The sequence below is a fragment of the Lactobacillus taiwanensis DSM 21401 genome (assembly GCF_001436695.1).
GTDB lineage: Bacteria > Bacillota > Bacilli > Lactobacillales > Lactobacillaceae > Lactobacillus > Lactobacillus taiwanensis.
In genome coordinates, this window is record NZ_AYZG01000001.1 from 151,843 (window position 1) to 167,963 (window position 16,121).

18 protein-coding genes are annotated in these 16,121 nt (G+C 34.3%); 12 read left to right on the top strand and 6 right to left on the bottom strand.

Features of this window, described 5'->3' with window-relative positions; translation table 11 throughout:
* Window positions 1-167 precede the first annotated feature (167 nt).
* The 8 genes from FD18_RS00765 to FD18_RS00800 all read left to right on the top strand — a co-directional run bounded on the left by FD18_RS00765 (window position 168) and on the right by FD18_RS00800 (window position 6,877).
* Complete coding sequence (locus tag FD18_RS00765; protein WP_057718081.1) at window positions 168-1,547, top strand: glycoside hydrolase family 1 protein; 1,380 nt, start codon at window positions 168-170, stop codon at window positions 1,545-1,547.
* Complete coding sequence (locus FD18_RS00770) at window positions 1,547-2,977, top strand: PTS sugar transporter subunit IIC (protein ID WP_057718082.1); 1,431 nt, start codon at window positions 1,547-1,549, stop codon at window positions 2,975-2,977. The genes FD18_RS00765 and FD18_RS00770 overlap by 1 nt, the downstream gene beginning before the upstream one ends.
* A gap of 147 nt (window positions 2,978-3,124) precedes the next feature.
* A complete protein-coding gene (locus FD18_RS00775; RefSeq protein WP_057718083.1) occupies window positions 3,125-3,448 on the top strand; it encodes a PTS sugar transporter subunit IIB in 324 nt (107 codons plus the stop codon).
* Complete coding sequence (locus tag FD18_RS00780; RefSeq protein ID WP_057718084.1) at window positions 3,449-3,697, top strand: hypothetical protein; 249 nt, start codon at window positions 3,449-3,451, stop codon at window positions 3,695-3,697.
* 89 nt (window positions 3,698-3,786) lie between these two features.
* Window positions 3,787-4,113, top strand: coding sequence for a PTS lactose/cellobiose transporter subunit IIA (locus FD18_RS00785; RefSeq protein ID WP_057718085.1), 327 nt, complete (start codon window positions 3,787-3,789; stop codon window positions 4,111-4,113).
* Window positions 4,113-4,838: a GntR family transcriptional regulator gene (locus tag FD18_RS00790; protein ID WP_057718086.1), complete on the top strand. Its 726-nt coding sequence runs from the start codon at window positions 4,113-4,115 to the stop codon at window positions 4,836-4,838. Before FD18_RS00785 ends, FD18_RS00790 begins: the two co-directional genes overlap by 1 nt.
* A gap of 67 nt (window positions 4,839-4,905) precedes the next feature.
* Complete coding sequence (locus FD18_RS00795; protein ID WP_057718087.1) at window positions 4,906-6,399, top strand: glycoside hydrolase family 1 protein; 1,494 nt, start codon at window positions 4,906-4,908, stop codon at window positions 6,397-6,399.
* A gap of 70 nt (window positions 6,400-6,469) precedes the next feature.
* On the top strand, window positions 6,470-6,877 hold the full coding sequence (locus FD18_RS00800; RefSeq protein WP_057718088.1) for a DUF3284 domain-containing protein: 408 nt from the start codon (window positions 6,470-6,472) through the stop codon (window positions 6,875-6,877).
* A 50-nt stretch (window positions 6,878-6,927) separates the two neighbouring features.
* Here the strand turns inward: FD18_RS00800 and FD18_RS00805 are convergent, their stop codons facing one another.
* From FD18_RS00805 to FD18_RS00815, 3 genes are all read right to left on the bottom strand, one after another.
* The gene (locus FD18_RS00805) at window positions 6,928-7,626 is read right to left on the bottom strand and encodes a GntR family transcriptional regulator (RefSeq protein WP_057718089.1); all 699 of its coding nucleotides are present in this window, start codon (window positions 7,624-7,626) and stop codon (window positions 6,928-6,930) included.
* 74 nt (window positions 7,627-7,700) lie between these two features.
* Window positions 7,701-9,053 carry a PTS cellobiose transporter subunit IIC gene (gene celB / locus FD18_RS00810; protein WP_057718090.1) on the bottom strand — a complete coding sequence of 451 codons (1,353 nt, stop codon included), beginning with the start codon at window positions 9,051-9,053 and terminating at the stop codon, window positions 7,701-7,703.
* Window positions 9,054-9,075: 22 nt separating this feature from the next.
* Complete coding sequence (locus tag FD18_RS00815) at window positions 9,076-9,573, bottom strand: hypothetical protein (RefSeq protein WP_057718091.1); 498 nt, start codon at window positions 9,571-9,573, stop codon at window positions 9,076-9,078.
* A 195-nt stretch (window positions 9,574-9,768) separates the two neighbouring features.
* Between FD18_RS00815 and FD18_RS00820 the strand changes: the two genes are divergently transcribed.
* The 3 genes from FD18_RS00820 (at window position 9,769) to FD18_RS00830 (ending at window position 12,432) form a co-directional block, all read left to right on the top strand.
* Complete coding sequence (locus FD18_RS00820) at window positions 9,769-11,217, top strand: 6-phospho-beta-glucosidase (protein ID WP_057718092.1); 1,449 nt, start codon at window positions 9,769-9,771, stop codon at window positions 11,215-11,217.
* A 149-nt stretch (window positions 11,218-11,366) separates the two neighbouring features.
* Window positions 11,367-11,798, top strand: a complete 432-nt coding sequence (locus FD18_RS00825; protein ID WP_057718093.1) for an Hsp20/alpha crystallin family protein — start codon at window positions 11,367-11,369, stop codon at window positions 11,796-11,798.
* 88 nt (window positions 11,799-11,886) lie between these two features.
* On the top strand, window positions 11,887-12,432 hold the full coding sequence (locus tag FD18_RS00830) for a hypothetical protein (protein WP_057718094.1): 546 nt from the start codon (window positions 11,887-11,889) through the stop codon (window positions 12,430-12,432).
* Window positions 12,433-12,819: 387 nt separating this feature from the next.
* On the opposite strand, the gene greA is transcribed toward FD18_RS00830, so the two are convergent.
* A complete protein-coding gene (gene greA / locus FD18_RS00835; protein WP_057718095.1) occupies window positions 12,820-13,281 on the bottom strand; it encodes a transcription elongation factor GreA in 462 nt (153 codons plus the stop codon).
* On the bottom strand, window positions 13,281-13,904 hold the full coding sequence (locus FD18_RS00840) for a hypothetical protein (protein WP_057718096.1): 624 nt from the start codon (window positions 13,902-13,904) through the stop codon (window positions 13,281-13,283). The genes greA and FD18_RS00840 overlap by 1 nt, the downstream gene beginning before the upstream one ends.
* A 164-nt stretch (window positions 13,905-14,068) precedes the next feature.
* On the opposite strand from FD18_RS00840, the gene FD18_RS00845 reads away from it, so the two are divergent.
* Complete coding sequence (locus FD18_RS00845) at window positions 14,069-15,379, top strand: C1 family peptidase (protein WP_057718097.1); 1,311 nt, start codon at window positions 14,069-14,071, stop codon at window positions 15,377-15,379.
* Between the two features lie 55 nt (window positions 15,380-15,434).
* Here the strand turns inward: FD18_RS00845 and FD18_RS00850 are convergent, their stop codons facing one another.
* Window positions 15,435-16,088, bottom strand: a complete 654-nt coding sequence (locus FD18_RS00850) for an HD domain-containing protein (protein WP_057718098.1) — start codon at window positions 16,086-16,088, stop codon at window positions 15,435-15,437.
* Window positions 16,089-16,121 lie beyond the last annotated feature (33 nt).

Genomic DNA, 16,121 nt, shown 5'->3' on the forward strand with positions numbered 1-16,121 from the left:
GTGTTTGAAAGCATCATGAAAAAGGACTGAGGAAACTACCTCAGTCCTTTTTTGTTATCTAATTAAGTAAAAGTATATATTTTAAAATAAAAGTGCTTTACTTCTATTTTAAATAAGCTTATATTTATACATGTAAAATATGTAAGCGATTGCAAAGAGAGAATATTATGAATAAGCAAAAAATGCCTAAAGACTTCTTCTGGGGCAATTCAGTTTCAAGTATGCAAACTGAAGGCGCCTGGGATGAAGACGGTAAAGGCTTATCAGTTTACGATGTACGACCTGCTACAGAAAATACTACAGACTGGCACAGCGCGATTGATGAATATCATCGTTATGATGAGGATTTAGACCTAATGAAAGAAATGAATATGAATATGTATCGTATTCAAATTTCATGGTCAAGAGTTTGTCCCGAGGGAGACGGGGATTTTAATCCTAAGGGAATTGAATTTTACGACAAATTAGTAAATGCCATGCTTGATCGCGGAATCGAGCCAATGATTTGTCTTTATCACTTTGACATGCCACTACACCTAGCTAAAGAATACAACGGTTTTATGTCACGCCATGTTGTTGATGCTTTTGTTAGATTCGGCAAAAAGATGATTGATCATTTTTCAGATCGAGTTAAGTACTGGATTATTTTCAATGAACACAATCTTTATTTCCAAGATGAAGTATTTAACATCTCCGGTTATGAAAAAGGTGACAAAACTTTAGATGATATGTATACCATCTTTCACCACACCATGATCAGTCATATTCGATTAGCTAATTACATCCATGAAAAATATGATGATGTAAAAATCGGTGGAATGCTTGCCTTCCAACAAATTTATCCTGAAACTTCGAAGTCTACTGATGTTTGGGCAGCAAAACAAATTCAAGAATTTTTGAATTTCAATATTTATGATGTAGATACTGGTCGCGGTTATTCACCAGAAGTGATGCAATATGCTAAAGACCATAATATTAGTTGGGATATAACCGAAGATGATAAAGAAGAAATGAATAACGCAAAAGCTGACTTTTTAGCTTTTAGTTACTATTCTTCTTGGACAGTTTCAGCTGATAAAATTCCTGCTGACGTTGCACCTAACCGTTACATGAATTATGGCGGTGTAGAAAACAAGTATCTCAAGACAAATGCTTGGGGCTGGACAATTGATCCACTTGGTTTTAGAAACGCTATTACCACTATGTATAACCATTACAAGATTCCAGTTTTCCCAATTGAAAACGGAATCGGCCTAAAAGAAACTTGGGATGGTGAGCATATGATCGAAGATGATGAACGTATTGCTTACCATGAAGAACATATTAAGGCTATGAAAGATGCCATGTTCTTAGATGGAGCTAAAGTTTTAAGTTATCTAGGCTGGGGATTAATCGACATTCCAAGTTCACATGCCGATATGGAAAAGCGTTACGGTGCTGTTTATGTCAACCGTTCAAATCATGACTTAAAAGATTTAAAACGTGTTCCAAAGAAATCATTTTATTGGTTCCAAAAAGTATTAAAAGATAATGGAGACGAAATATAATGGGCGAACAAAAACAATCAGGCTTTAGTGTGTTTGTTAATAAATGCATACTGCCTCCAGTAATGAAATTTGTTAATACTAAGGCTATCCAAGCTTTACAAAATGGTATGATTTATACTTTACCATTTATTCTTATTGGATCTATTTTCTTAATTTTAGGAAATATTCCTATTCCAGCTGTAGCTGATGCAATTAATAGTTCCGGATGGGGAGCCTTCTTTAACCAAGCCTACACTACTACTTTTAGTATCATGGCTATGTGGGCATCAGTTGGTATTGCCTACATTTATGTTAAAAATGAAGGATATGAACCATTAGCTCCCGGTCTTACTTCACTAGCCGCATTCTTAATGCTTCAAACTTTAACTATTGACAGCCCATTAAAGAATGCCATGGCTAAAGGTATTGACGGTGGAATGAGTGCAAAAGCAGTAACTGAAAATATTGATAAGTTACCACATGCTTTACAAACATTCTTAGAATCACCAGTTACCGGAGTATTTAACATTACCTGGCTTGGCGGAGACGGTATGATCGCTGCAATTATTGTTGGTTTATTAGTCGGCTGGATTTACTCAGCTATTATGAAAAAAGGTTGGACTATTAAGTTACCTGAACAAGTTCTAGCTGCTGTTTCTAACCAATTTACTGCTATGATTCCATCAGGAATTATCTTAATTGGTACTATGCTTATTTACGCAGGCTTTAAGTTAACTACTGGTTCAGACTTCTTACAATGGACCTACCAGACTCTTCAAATTCCACTTCAAGGTATTTCAGATTCACTTGGTGGTGCCATCGCTATTGGATTCTTAGTACCATTCTTCTGGTTCTTTGGTGTTCACGGTGGTTTGATTGTTGGTTCCTTAGCTGGTCCAATGCTTCAGGCCAACTCATTCGATAACGCTCAATTATACAAGGCCGGTAAGTTAACTATCGCTAACGGTGCCCACGTTGTTACTAACGAATTCTACAACAACTTCATTAACTTAACTGGTTCAGGTATTACTATAGGTTTAATTATCTTTATCTTAATTGCTGCTAAATCAGCACAATTACGTTCAATTGATAAAGTTGAATTAGTTCCTGGTATCTTTAATATTAACGAACCATTCCTATTTGGTTTACCTATTGTTATGAACCCATTCTTAGCAATCCCATTCTTCTTAACTCCAGTTGTAGTTGCAATTTCAACTTACTTTGTAATTAAAACCGGTATTGTTCCTCCTCTTAACGGTTTTGCTTGTCCATGGACAATGCCTGCTGTTATTTCTGGTTTCCTAATTGGTGGCTGGAAGATGGCAATTTGGCAAGCATGTACTCTAGTAATTTCAACCTTAATCTACTGGCCATTTGCTAGAAAATACGACAAGATCTTGGTTCAAAGAGAAGCTGCAACGCTTAAGAAAGACGAAGCTGAAGGTAAATAATTTTTTAGTTATTAATTGACACTTATAATTAAAATAGTGCTATAATGTAAATGCTTTCAATGATGAAAGTGCATACATTTAATTTATAGATCAACACTCTAACACTGAAAAACACTTAACTATATTTACAAAAAGGAGATAATTATTATGGCAGATAAAACTATTATGTTAGCTTGTTCAGCAGGTATGTCAACTTCACTTTTAGTATCAAAGATGCAAAACGCAGCTAAGGAAAAAGGTAAAGACTATAAGATCTTTGCTACTGCAGCATCAGGTATCCAAGATGAAATTGATAAGGAACACCCAGATGTATTAATGCTTGGACCTCAAGTTCAATACATGGAAGATAGTGTTAAAAAGATCACTGATGAAGCAGGCATTCCATTAACAGTCATTAACATGCAAGATTACGGTATGATGAATGGTGAACATGTTCTTGAAACTGCTCAAGAATTAATGGGCGATAAATAAATGAACGACGAAGTAAAAATTGTTAATGAATTCGATCGCGATGGTCATCACTTCAAAATTGGTGTCAGCGCAGATGGACAAGTTTCTATTTATTTAGATAATGGAACTAAGGCTTATCATGGTTACCATTTTCCAAGTATGATTCAGATTCCTAAGGGTCTTGAAATTGATGGAAAAATGATTTTACAACTACCAATTGACTGTGATGCAGCAATTGATCAAGGAATTCGAGAATTAAAACAAAAATAATTTATGGGAGATGCTTGCTGACATAGTAAAATAAATAATTGTCAGGAGCATCTTTTATTTTAAAAATACTATCTAGGAGAATTAAAATTATGGCACAAGAAAATAGCGATAACATGCAAGTTGTAATGGGAATTATTATGCAAGCAGGTAATGCAAAAGCTGCTGCTATGCAAGCAATTCAAGCTGCTAAGAAAGGCGATTTTGAAAAGGCTGACGAATTTATTAAGCAAGCAAATGAAAGTTTAGTAAATGCTCACAACGTTCAAACCGATATGTTAACCCAAGAAGCACAAGGTAACCACGTAAAAGTTGACCTTTACATGGTTCATGCACAAGACCACTTGATGACAGCCATTACTTTTATTGACTTAGCAAAAGAAGTAGTAGCTGTTTACAAAAAAATGGCTGAAAAATAATGACTGCAGAAGCGAAATACTTAAAAGTTGCTCGAATTCTACAAAAAAGAATTGAAGATGGAGTCTATAAACCACAAAATCCCCTTCCTGACCAAAAAACACTTGCAGAAGAATTACACGTAAGCCGTTTAACTGTTAAGAAAGCTTTAGATGGCCTGCAAAGAAAAGGACTCGTTTATAAAGAATCTGGTTTAGGTACTTTTGTATTAGGTCCAGTTCCAATTCAAGATAAGTTTGATTCAGCAGCAAATGCTTTTAGTGGATTGGCTAATTTACTAGGATCAGATGAAGTTACTAGTGATATCATCGAATTTAATGTCGAATTTCCAAATGAAGATATTCAACACTACCTAAGAATAAAAGCTAGTGACCCTGTTTACAATATTCGGCGCTTAAGACGACTTGAAGATAAACCTCTAATTCTTGAACATACTTTTATGCCCGTTAATTTAGTTCCGAATTTAAATGAAGATATCTTACACAATTCTATCTATAATTATCTTCATCATGATTTAAAACTAAAATTTGGCGTTGCATATCGTAAAATCAAAGCTGCTAAAGCTGATGATTGGGATCAAAAATATCTTCAAGCTAAAAAGGATGACCCAATCTTAGAGCTTGAACAGATCGTGTGGTTAAACAATGGTCAACCAGTTGAATATTCAACAAGCCGCAATCGCTATGATGAACGAAATTACGTCGTTTTGGAAACAAACAGCTTTTAAGTAAAAGTTCTAGAGCAATTCTAGAACTTTTTTTATAAAATTAAACAAATTAAGAAAGGAAAAAAGTATGACTAAAACCTACTCAATGCCTAAAGATTTTTACTGGGGCGGTGCTAGTGCTGCTAATCAATATGAAGGTGGCTATCAAGAAGGTGGTAAAGGATTAAATGCAATTGATGTCTTAACTAACGGCTCTGCTACCGAACCAAGGAAAGTTACTTGGAAAACACCAGACGGCAAAACTGGTACCACTGCAATGACTTGGGGAAACGAATTCAAATTGCCTGAAGGTGCAAAACCAGCTCTTTTAGATGGTTACTCTTACCCTAGTCATGAAGGAACAGACTTCTACCACCACTATAAAGAAGATATTAAATATATGGCTGATATGGGCTTTAATATGTTCCGTTTATCATTAAATTGGTCACGTATTTTGCCAAATGGAGATGATGAAAAGCCAAATGAAGAAGGATTAGCCTTTTACGACAAGATTTTTGATGAATGTGCTAAATATGGTATTGAACCTTTAGTAACTCTTTCGCACTATGAAACTCCCCTATCTTTAATCAACCGTTTTGGTGGCTGGAAAGATCGAAAAATGATTGATATCTTTGTTCACTATGCAGATATCGTCATGAATCACTACAAGGGTAAGGTTAAGTACTGGCTTACTTTTAACGAAATTAATGCGATGGATATGGCTCCTTATATGGGCGGAGGTCTAATTGATGGAAGTAAACAAAATCGTGCTCAAGGGGCTCATAATCAATTTGTAGCAAGTAGTAAAGTTGTTAAATTAGCTCATGAAATTGATCAAAGCAACCAGGTTGGTCAAATGCTTGCCTACTCTGCTTACTATCCTTATACTGCTGATCCAGCTGATCAAATTTTAGTTATGAAAGCTAGGCAAGAGATGCTTTTCTATTCTGATGTTCAAACTGGCGGTCGCTACCCTGAATATCGTTTAAAACAATATGAACGTGATGGCATCAAACTTGATGATAAGCCAGAAGACTATGAGCTAATTAAAAACTATCCAGCAGACTTTCTCAGCTTTTCTTGCTACACTTCTAATGTTCTTACTACACATGAAGCAGATGCAAAAGCCAATGGTAATGTTTCCGCAGGTGGCGTTAAGAACCCTTATCTTGACTATAATGCCTGGGGCTGGGCAACAGACCCAGATGTCTTAAGAATTGCCTTAAATGACCTCTGGGATAGATACCATAAGCCACTATTTATCGTTGAAAATGGTCTTGGTTGGGGTGATGAATTAACTGAAGATCATAAAGTTCATGATGATTACCGCATTAACTATCTTCGTGCCCAAATCAAGTCAATGGAAGAAGCAGTTAATGAAGATGGCATTCCTTTAATGGGCTACACGATGTGGTCAGCAATCGATTTAGTATCAAATGGAACAGGTGAAATGAAGAAACGCTACGGCTTTGTTTACGTAGACCGCGATGACAAAGGTAACGGCTCATTAAAGAGATATCCTAAGGATTCCTTTAACTGGTACAAAAAAGTTATTGCATCACATGGTGAAGATTTAGACTAAAAAACAAGATAGAACCTAGCATTTCTAGGCTCTATTTTTTTGACAAGATAGATAGAGAAAGACAAACAAAATGATTACAATCAAAGAACAAGCAAACTTTAAAGCAAGAGATTTCTTTAATTACCTAGATAGACAGCTTACTCAAGCAATTAAAAAAGCTCGTGGTAATGACTTACCTGTTAAAATTGCTGCAGGAACAACATATCAACAAAGAAATGTGAAAGCCGAAATCACTGAATATGAATTCGGTAAAAAATATGTTTCAGTTTTCAAGTCACCTAAAATAGATGTTAAAATTGGCTACTATTTAACCGATACACCGCAGGGTTGTCAGATTGTTTTTAAAGAAAATGTTCTCAGCTATGACGAAAAGAAACATTCTAATATCGGTACTTGGTTTTACAACTGGCAATTAAAGCAAGGCGCTAAAAAGCAATTAAAACAAATGAAAAATAATGTCTTAGCTTATACAAAATAAAAATAGTCCTAGTCTCAAATAATTTGTACTTTGAGATTAGGACTATTTTTTTAAATAATGTCATCAGAACTTTGATCATAGAATTTAGAATTTTGATAATTGTATACCAACTTAGAACTATCAAAAGGAGTTCCATTAGCTAAATAGAACGTATCATAAACTTCTAAACAAGGATCTCCTTCTTCTAATTCTAGATACTTTGCTTCATCTGCTCTTAACTTTCTAACACGCATATATTTATCAGAGAAACGAATTTCTTTCTTTAAACCATCTTTGATATAGTTAAAAATCGATCCTTCAGCAATTTCCTTACTCATAAACGGAATAATGCTCTTAGGATAATATGATTCTTCCAAAACAAATGGCTTACCTTCTTGTCTGCGCAATCTTTTTATAAAGTAACATACTTCATCAGAATGAAGATACTCATTTAGAGGACTAGGCGCTTTTTTCTCTGAGAACTCAATGACTTCCGTACTAGGATTTTTTAATACATGAGCAAAACCAGCATTGTCTGTTAGTGACATATATCCATCTCGTCCAGTCGGTCTGACAAAAACTCCAGAACCTTGAACTTTATAAACTATTCCTCGTTGAGTCAACAACGTAATTGCCTGTAAGATCGTTGATTTACCAACCTGATATTCTTTCATTAATTCGGTAATTGTTGGTAATTTATCTCCATGATGAAGTTTGTTTTTGGTAATATAAGCTTTTATTTTATCCGCAACTAATTCATATTTTTTCATTACTATGTCCTTAAAATAAAAAACCTCATAGTTATATTTTAAACTACGAGGTTTTAAAAGCATATACTTTTTAATTATGCTTTAATAGCATCAGCTTGTTCTTTCTTATAAATCGCTGTATCGTAGTGTCTAATAAATGGGAACCAAATTAAAAATGCTACTACAGCACATACAACTGAAAGAACGAAACCTTGCCAACTAGCAGTTGCAATCATACCACTTAATCCAACTGGAGTTGGCCATGGTTGTTGAACAATAATTTTAGGAACCATGTGAGTTGCGATTGCAACATAAGCTACAGCACCAGAAGCAAGTGGTGCACAAATAAATGGAATAAATAGACCCACATTATAAACAATAGGTAATCCAAAAATTAATGGTTCGTTAATGTTAAAGATTGCGGGAATCAATTCAAGCTTACCTAGTTCTTTCAATTGCTTTGATCTAGCCAAAAATGCAATAAAGATTGCCATACCTAAGGTAGCACCAGAACCACCAATAGTAACAAATGCGTTTATTGGGTCACCAGCAAATACATGGAATCCACCTTTTACGTTATCCGCCATATTTGCTAAAACAATTGCTTGATAGAAACTTGATGTAATTGTAGCACCATGAATACCAAACCACCATAAAAAGTGAATGAAGAAGATAACGATTAAGAATCCCCACCAAGTATCAGCAATAGCAGAAATAAATGAAAATGGGATATATAATACTTGGAAAATATCAGTGCCTAGAACAATTAAAATGATATCAATAATACCAATTGTAAATGCAACGACAAATCCTGGAATTAATGCAGAAAATGAATTTGCCACACCAGATGGAACAGATGCTGGCATCTTAATGCGCCAATTATGTTTAATACAGAAACGATAAATTTGAACCGTTAACCAAGCAACTACTAAGCCAGTAAAAATACCAGTTGCTCCGATTCTGGTCAACCCAGAACCAGATACACTATATCCTCCTGCTATTACATTATTATTTTTTAAAATATTTATAAAAATTGTGCTGCCGCTTTTCCAAACCAATTGTGGAACAGTGATGAATAGTCCCATCAAAGTTAAGAAAACAGCGTTTAATGGATCAAGTAGCAAATTCTCTTCTTTACGGTAAATATCTGCATAATTATATGCAAATGAACCAGCAAAGAAAATTGCAATAATTCCCATGGTCGCATTATATATAACAGTATACATATTACTAAATCGACCAATAGTGTTGTTATAGAAATCTACAAATCCCTTAGCAGTAATAACTTGTGGTAATACTGTTAGGACCAAAAACATAGATCCAATGATAGAAAAGGCAATAATGGAATAACCAGCACCCATAATTGCACGTACAAAACGTGAACCTGAGAACTTACCTAAAGCCTTCATCATTTTATCTTTAAATGATGGTTGTGCAGTGTCAGACATAGTACATCCCCCTCAATTTGTCCTACTGTCTATTAGTTTCAAATGTCTTAATTGCTCCTGCATATTTGTCGCGACCATTTTGAATGTTGCTAATTCTTCTTAAGATTAAGATGGATCCTAATATTCCAATAATTAAAATTGTAAAGATCACATTTGCGACATCGTTTGTAGCCATAAAAGGAAATAGAATCTTTCCAAATGGTAAATAGCAACCCATAGCAAAGATTACATTTGCAGCTAGCTGCAGTTGATAATACAGTTTGGTAAATTTTAAGTCAGTATTTTTAACATTCCATTTACTTACTTGCTCTACTGAAGCTATTAATAATAAAACAAATAATAATCCTGAAATTATCGAAGCAACAATATCGTGGTAACAAATTGCAAAAACTAACCAAAATAGATTAGTGAATAAGAACGCCGCAGAGAAATAACGAATCATTAAATAGCGGCTAAAATTTATAGATCTTACACTCATGTCATGTTTCTTTTGTTCTAAACTCTGATCTTTTTTAGTCATTATTGTATCTGTCCTTTCAATATTGTTCCTGAACAATTCAGACAACACCTGTATAATACTCCACTATGAAACCGCTTGCAACAATAACTGTTTTCTTATAAAAAATAAAATTCTATACTTTTACGCTTTACAATTGAGTTTTTAATTTGTAGAATGAATTCCGAAAACGCTTACTTTAGAAAGGACGTATTGAATATGACTGGATACACTATGCCTGAGGGCTTTTTATGGGGTGGCGCTGTTGCCGCTCACCAACTTGAAGGTGCATGGGATGAAGATGGAAAGGGAATGTCAGTTGCTGACGTTATGACAGTAGGATCAGCAACTAAGCCACGTGAAATTACTGATGGTGTTATTCCTGGTAAGAACTATCCTAACCATGACGCAATTGATTTTTACCACCACTACAAAGGTGATATTAAGTTAATGGCGGAAATGGGCTTTAAGGCTTTCCGTACTTCAATAGCTTGGACTAGAATTTTTCCTAAGGGCGACGAAAAAGAACCAAATGAAGCAGGGCTTAAGTTCTATGATGACTTATTTGACGAATGTCATAAATATGGAATTGAACCTGTAATTACCCTTTCTCACTTTGAAATTCCATATCACTTAGTTAAAGAATATGGTGGCTTTACTAACCGTAAATTAATTGATTACTTTGTTCGCTTTGCCCGTGTTTGCTTCAAGCGTTACAAGAACAAAGTTAAATACTGGATGACTTTCAACGAAATTGATAATCAATCTAGTTTTAACAATGACTTCTTAATGGCTACTAACTCCGGTATCTTGTTTAATAATGGAATGGGCGATAAAGAAAAAGAAGCTGCTATGTATCAAGCTGCCCACTATGAATTAGTTGCTTCTGCTTTAGCAGTTAAAGAAGGTCACAAGATTAATCCCGACTTCCAAATTGGTTGTATGATTAACTACTCACCTGTTCGTCCTTTAACTCCATCATCAGATGATGTTTTACTTGCTGATAAATTTGAACAAAGACGTGACTTCTTCTCCGATGTACACGTTAACGGTGAATATCCAAATGCTGTTGAAGATTACATTGAAAGAAATGGTTATCGTCCAGATATTACTGAAGAAGATAAGATTGCCTTAAAAGAAGGTACAGTAGACTACGTTGGCTTCTCATACTATCAATCCACTACTGTTTCAAGTAAGAAAGTCAAACCAGATGAATTAACTGACTTACAAGAAGCGATCGTAGAAAACCCTACTTTAGAGCGTAGTGACTGGGGTTGGGAAATTGATCCAGAAGGTTTGAGAATCTCTCTTAACCACCTAACTGACCGCTACCACAAGCCATTATTTATCGTTGAAAATGGTCTCGGTGCTTACGATAAGCGCGAAGCTGACGGTTCAGTTCACGATCCATATCGAATCGATTACTTGAGAAAGCACATTGAACAAATGGAAAAAGCTGTTGTTTTAGACGGCGTTGACTTGATGGGTTACCTTCCTTGGGGATGCATTGACTTAGTTTCAGCTGGAACTGGTCAAATGGACAAACGCTACGGCTTCATCTATGTTGACAAGAATGATAAGGGCGAAGGAACACTAGAACGTTCAAAGAAGGATTCATTTAACTGGTATAAAAAAGTCATTGAATCTAACGGTAAAGACTTAGATTAGTAATTTAAAATAGGATTTAGCAAGTATACTAAATCCTATTTTTTTCTTCCAAATTAGCAGTTAATGTGCCAGAGTGCTAAATATTTTACATTCTATCCTAACCTACTACAATAAACAGTGTAGAGAGCGTAATGGAAGGAAGTTTTATTATGGCAAACGAAATAATGAAGAATCGTAACAATGATAATATGATGGATCAATTAAGCGATTGGTTTAGTTTTCCAAAAGACTTTTTTGATGACAGTTCAATTAAGAACATTATGCAATCTGATGTAGCAGAAACTGATAAGGATTATATTGTTAAGGTCGACATGCCTGGAATGGATAAGAAAGATATCAAGGTTTCATATAAAGATGGTGTCTTAAATGTTTCAGGTAGCCGTGATTCGTTTGATAACTTAGATGACAAGAATGGCAATCTTCTTCACCGGGAAAGAAGCGTTGGTCACATTCAAAGAAGTTACCGCATCCCTGATGTTGACTCTAAAGAAATTTCCGCAAAAGATGTTAATGGCGTTTTAACCATTACCTTGCCAAAATTAACTGAAGAAGATAAGGAAAATACAATTACTATTGATTAAAAAATTTATAACTTAATCGTCGTCTATTTTTTAATAGACGACTTTTTTTGTTACACTTGAGTAAATTAGAATCATTAAGGATTGCCATATGGAATTACTATTTATACTATTTTTAATCTATAAGTTTATCCACGGGACATTTAAAGCAGACACAGCAACTAGATTTTCCTTAATAATTATTCCCATTTATTCTGCAATAATGATGATTTTAGCAATTAAGTATGAATATTCAATTCTAACGATTATTGCAACTTTTGCTTTATCCTTCATTGGAATTATAATAGGAATATTTCAAGCCTACGGTGCAGAAGTATCTATTAGTGATAATTTAAATAAATATCATGTTCCAAAAATTACAATAAAACGTGGGCTAAATTATTTAATTGGCTGGATAATCATTTTTATATTAGGCTTATTAATTAAATTACTTTTTGAACAAAATATTAATCATAAAGAAATCTTTGGAGAATTATCGACAGAACTGCTTCGTGATTTATCAAAAATATTCTTTTTTACTGATCACAGCACTTGGTTTATGTGGATTTTAAATACTAGCTCTAGTTGGACATATGACACATATCTATTTCTTAAATATCCCACTTTAAGAAAATATGTTCTTTTGAGAAAAAAATAAGAATAGAAATTGTAGTGACCTACAAAAATTGATGCTTTTCATAATCAGCTTTAAATTCTAACAACGAAGCTCTTCGTTTCCCTTCTTAAAATTCCTAGTTACCTAACATTCCTCCATGAATAGCCCCAGATCCAATGCAATATTATTAATAGATTCGTTAGCTGATAAAACACGATTTATAGTTTTTTCTTTAAACTCTTTAGAATATAGGTAGCAGTAAAGCCCTGTCTATCAATTAATACAAGTAAATATGCAATTCTACCTATACGCAAGTTATATTTCTTACTTAAATAGCAAGAAGCTTTATATTCAAATTTTTTACTTTTTAAAAATTTAAATTTTATCCTAGTTTAGACAATCTTAGGGAGACCATTACAATATCTATTTTTAATTCACATCAATAATTTTAACATCATAACTTCCAGCTGGCGCTTCAACAGTTACTGTTGCACCAGCTTTTTGCTTCATTAAGGCTTGCCCTAAAGGCGAATCAAAGGATATCTTTCCCTTAGCTAAATCTGCTTCCATTCTACCAACAATACGATATTTTTCAGCTTCATCATCACCATCAAAAAGCAAAGTAACATTTGATCCTAAATCAATAGTTCCACTTTCATCTTTTTGAATAATTTCTGAATATCTTAATTGCTTATCTAAATAGCGCAAACGACTTTGTAAATGCCCTAATTCCATCTTAGCGGTAGTATATTCAGAATTCTCCGATAAGTCTCCCATACTACGAGCTTCTTGTAAGATTTTAATTCTCCGTGGCCGATCTTTTTTTAAGCGGGCTATCTCGTCTTTAATTTCTTGATAGCCTTCAGGCGTCATTTTTTGATAATAAACCATTATTTAACCTTAACATCATTTCCAGTAATCACATCTTGCTTGTAAAGATCACCATTCTTTACAGAATAATGACCAACAATTGTTCCAGTTGACTTCTCAGCTAAAGAATATTGTCCATTACCACCATCAATTAACGTAAAATTATCTGGTCCATAACTACTTGAATAGCCGTTTTCTTTAATAGTATTAGAAACCATCTTGTTAAACATGGTATCTGAAGAGTTATTAGCTGATGCGGCACTTTGACCACTATTATTTTGAGTATTAGATGCTGAAGAATTGGATGAGCCATTTAAATTATTTGATTTTTCTACTTCATTTGAATTAGACGAATTAGAGCTTGCTGATCCATTCTGACTGGTCTTCTTACTAGTACTACTCTTGGAATTTTCACTGCTCTTATCAGTCTTTTTATCTGAGCTGGTAGTTTCTGAATTATCAGTATCTATATCAGTTTTATCTTTCTTAGTTATATGTTTTTTAGCTTTGTGGCTCTTTTTATGGCTCGTCTTAGTACTTTTAGCTTCATTATTAGTGTTAGACTGGCTTGCATTATTACTGCAACCTACGGCTAAAAGCATTGTCATTAGGGTAATTCCTGATACAAAAATATTCTTTTTCATAGTTTTTCCCTCCGATATTGTTATAAATATTATACTTCATAACGTCTATTGAAATACTTATGAAAGTTACTTTCATTCACAAAATTAGTGTATTAAATCATTATTTGCTGTATAGTAAATATAATGAAAAACATGATAAAAAAATTAAAGGAGTGTAAAATTATATGTCTCACGAATTAACCCTACAAGAAATTGATCAATTCCGCAGTGACTTCGATAATTCACGTAATGAAGTTGTTTCTCGTGCTGCTATGCGTTCTGGAGTGCTAGAAGCTTCATTTAATCCAGCAGTTACTAACCGCTTAAACGATGTCTTCTCTGTTGAAGTAGAAACTGATAATGTTACTAACCAAATGCAATCAGGTCGTTGCTGGTTATTTGCTACTTTGAATACTTTACGTCACGACTTTGGTAAAAAGTATAAGGCTAAGAATTTTACTTTATCTCAAGCTTACAACTTCTTCTGGGATAAGATTGAACGTGCAAATATTTTTTACGATGCAATTATTGATTCTGCTGATAAGCCTTTAGATGATCGTACTGTTAAAGCCTATATGAACTTTGCTGGCTCAGATGGTGGTCAATGGGCAATGGCGGCTTCATTAGTTAAAAAATACGGTGTTGTACCAACTAATGCAATGCCTGAGAGTTTTAATACTAACCACACTGCTGGCTTAGCTGATGCTTTAGCTCGTAAGGAAAGAAAAGATGCCCTAGTTTTACGTAAATTAGTTCAAGAAGGTAAAACTGACGAAGTTGAAAAGAAGCGTAAAGAATTCTTAAGCGAAATTTACCGTATGACTGCAATTGCTGTTGGTGAACCACCTAAGACTTTTGACTTAGAATATCGAGACGATGATAAAAAGCTTCACTTAGATAAGGACTTAACTCCAGTTGAATTCTTTAATAAATACTGGGATGTTAACTTTGAAGATTATGTTTGTTTAACTAATGCACCAGATCATGAATATGGTAAGCTTTACTCTCTTCCATTTGAAGACAATGTTAATGGCGGTATTCCTATTACCTTCTTAAATGTTCCAATCGAATACTTAAAAGACGCTGCTATTAAACAATTAAAGGATGGCGAAAGTGTTTGGTTTGGCAATGATGTCTTGAAAGAAATGGACCGCAAGACTGGTTACTTAGATACTGAATTATATAAGACTGACGAATTATTTGATGTTGATACTTACATGACTAAGGCTGAAAGATTAGCTACTGGCGAAGGTGAAGTTAGTCATGCTATGACCTTAGTTGGTGTCGACTTAGATAAGGGTGAAATCCGTAAGTGGAAAGTTGAAAACTCATGGAGTGAAAAGTCAGGCCGTAAGGGCTACTTCACAATGAGCGATAAATGGTTTGATGAGTTTGTTTATGAAGTAGTTGTTAGAAAAGAATTCTTAACCGACGACCAAAAGAAACTCGCCGAAAGCAAGCCAACTCCACTTCCAGCTTGGGACTCACTTGCTTAATAAAATATACTTATGCAAAAAGCATTGTGTCAAAAATTGATACAATGCTTTTTTACTACACATTCCATTCATCCATAAATTCTTGAACAAACTCACGCATATATTCAGTTCTTCGATGTGCTTCTTTCTTAGCAGCTGGAGTATTCATCAATCCTTCTAAATCAAATAATTTCTCGTAGAAGTGATTAATTGTTGTTTCCACATGGTTACGATATTGATCATGACTTACTAATTTTTCAGGTTTAATCTCTGGATCATAAATCTTATTACCATGCTTTCCGCCATACGTAAAAGCCCGCGCAATTCCAATTGCACCCAAGCTTTCAATTCGGTCAGCATCTTGTACATATTGTCCACTCAAGGGCAGCTTATAGTGGTGCTCAATATTAGCTGAAAATGACATATGTTGAATTGTAAATAAAATATCCTGCGCTTCTAATTCAGTAAATCCAATTTTTGGCAGTAACTCTTCAATTTCCGAGATTACTTTACTAGGATCTTCGCAAATCTTTTCATCAATCGTATCATGTAAATAACTTCCTGTCTGAATAATAGCAACAACTCTACTATCTTCATGTGCATCAGGATAATCGCTTAGATACATTTTTGTAGCTAAGTTTGCTACTCTTTGTCCATGATAGTAATCATGGCCTGTTTTTTCTCCTTTTAACTGTTTTTTGGTAAATTGCTTAACTAATTCAATATCCATCTTGCACCCTCTTTTCTATATTTTAATTCTAAC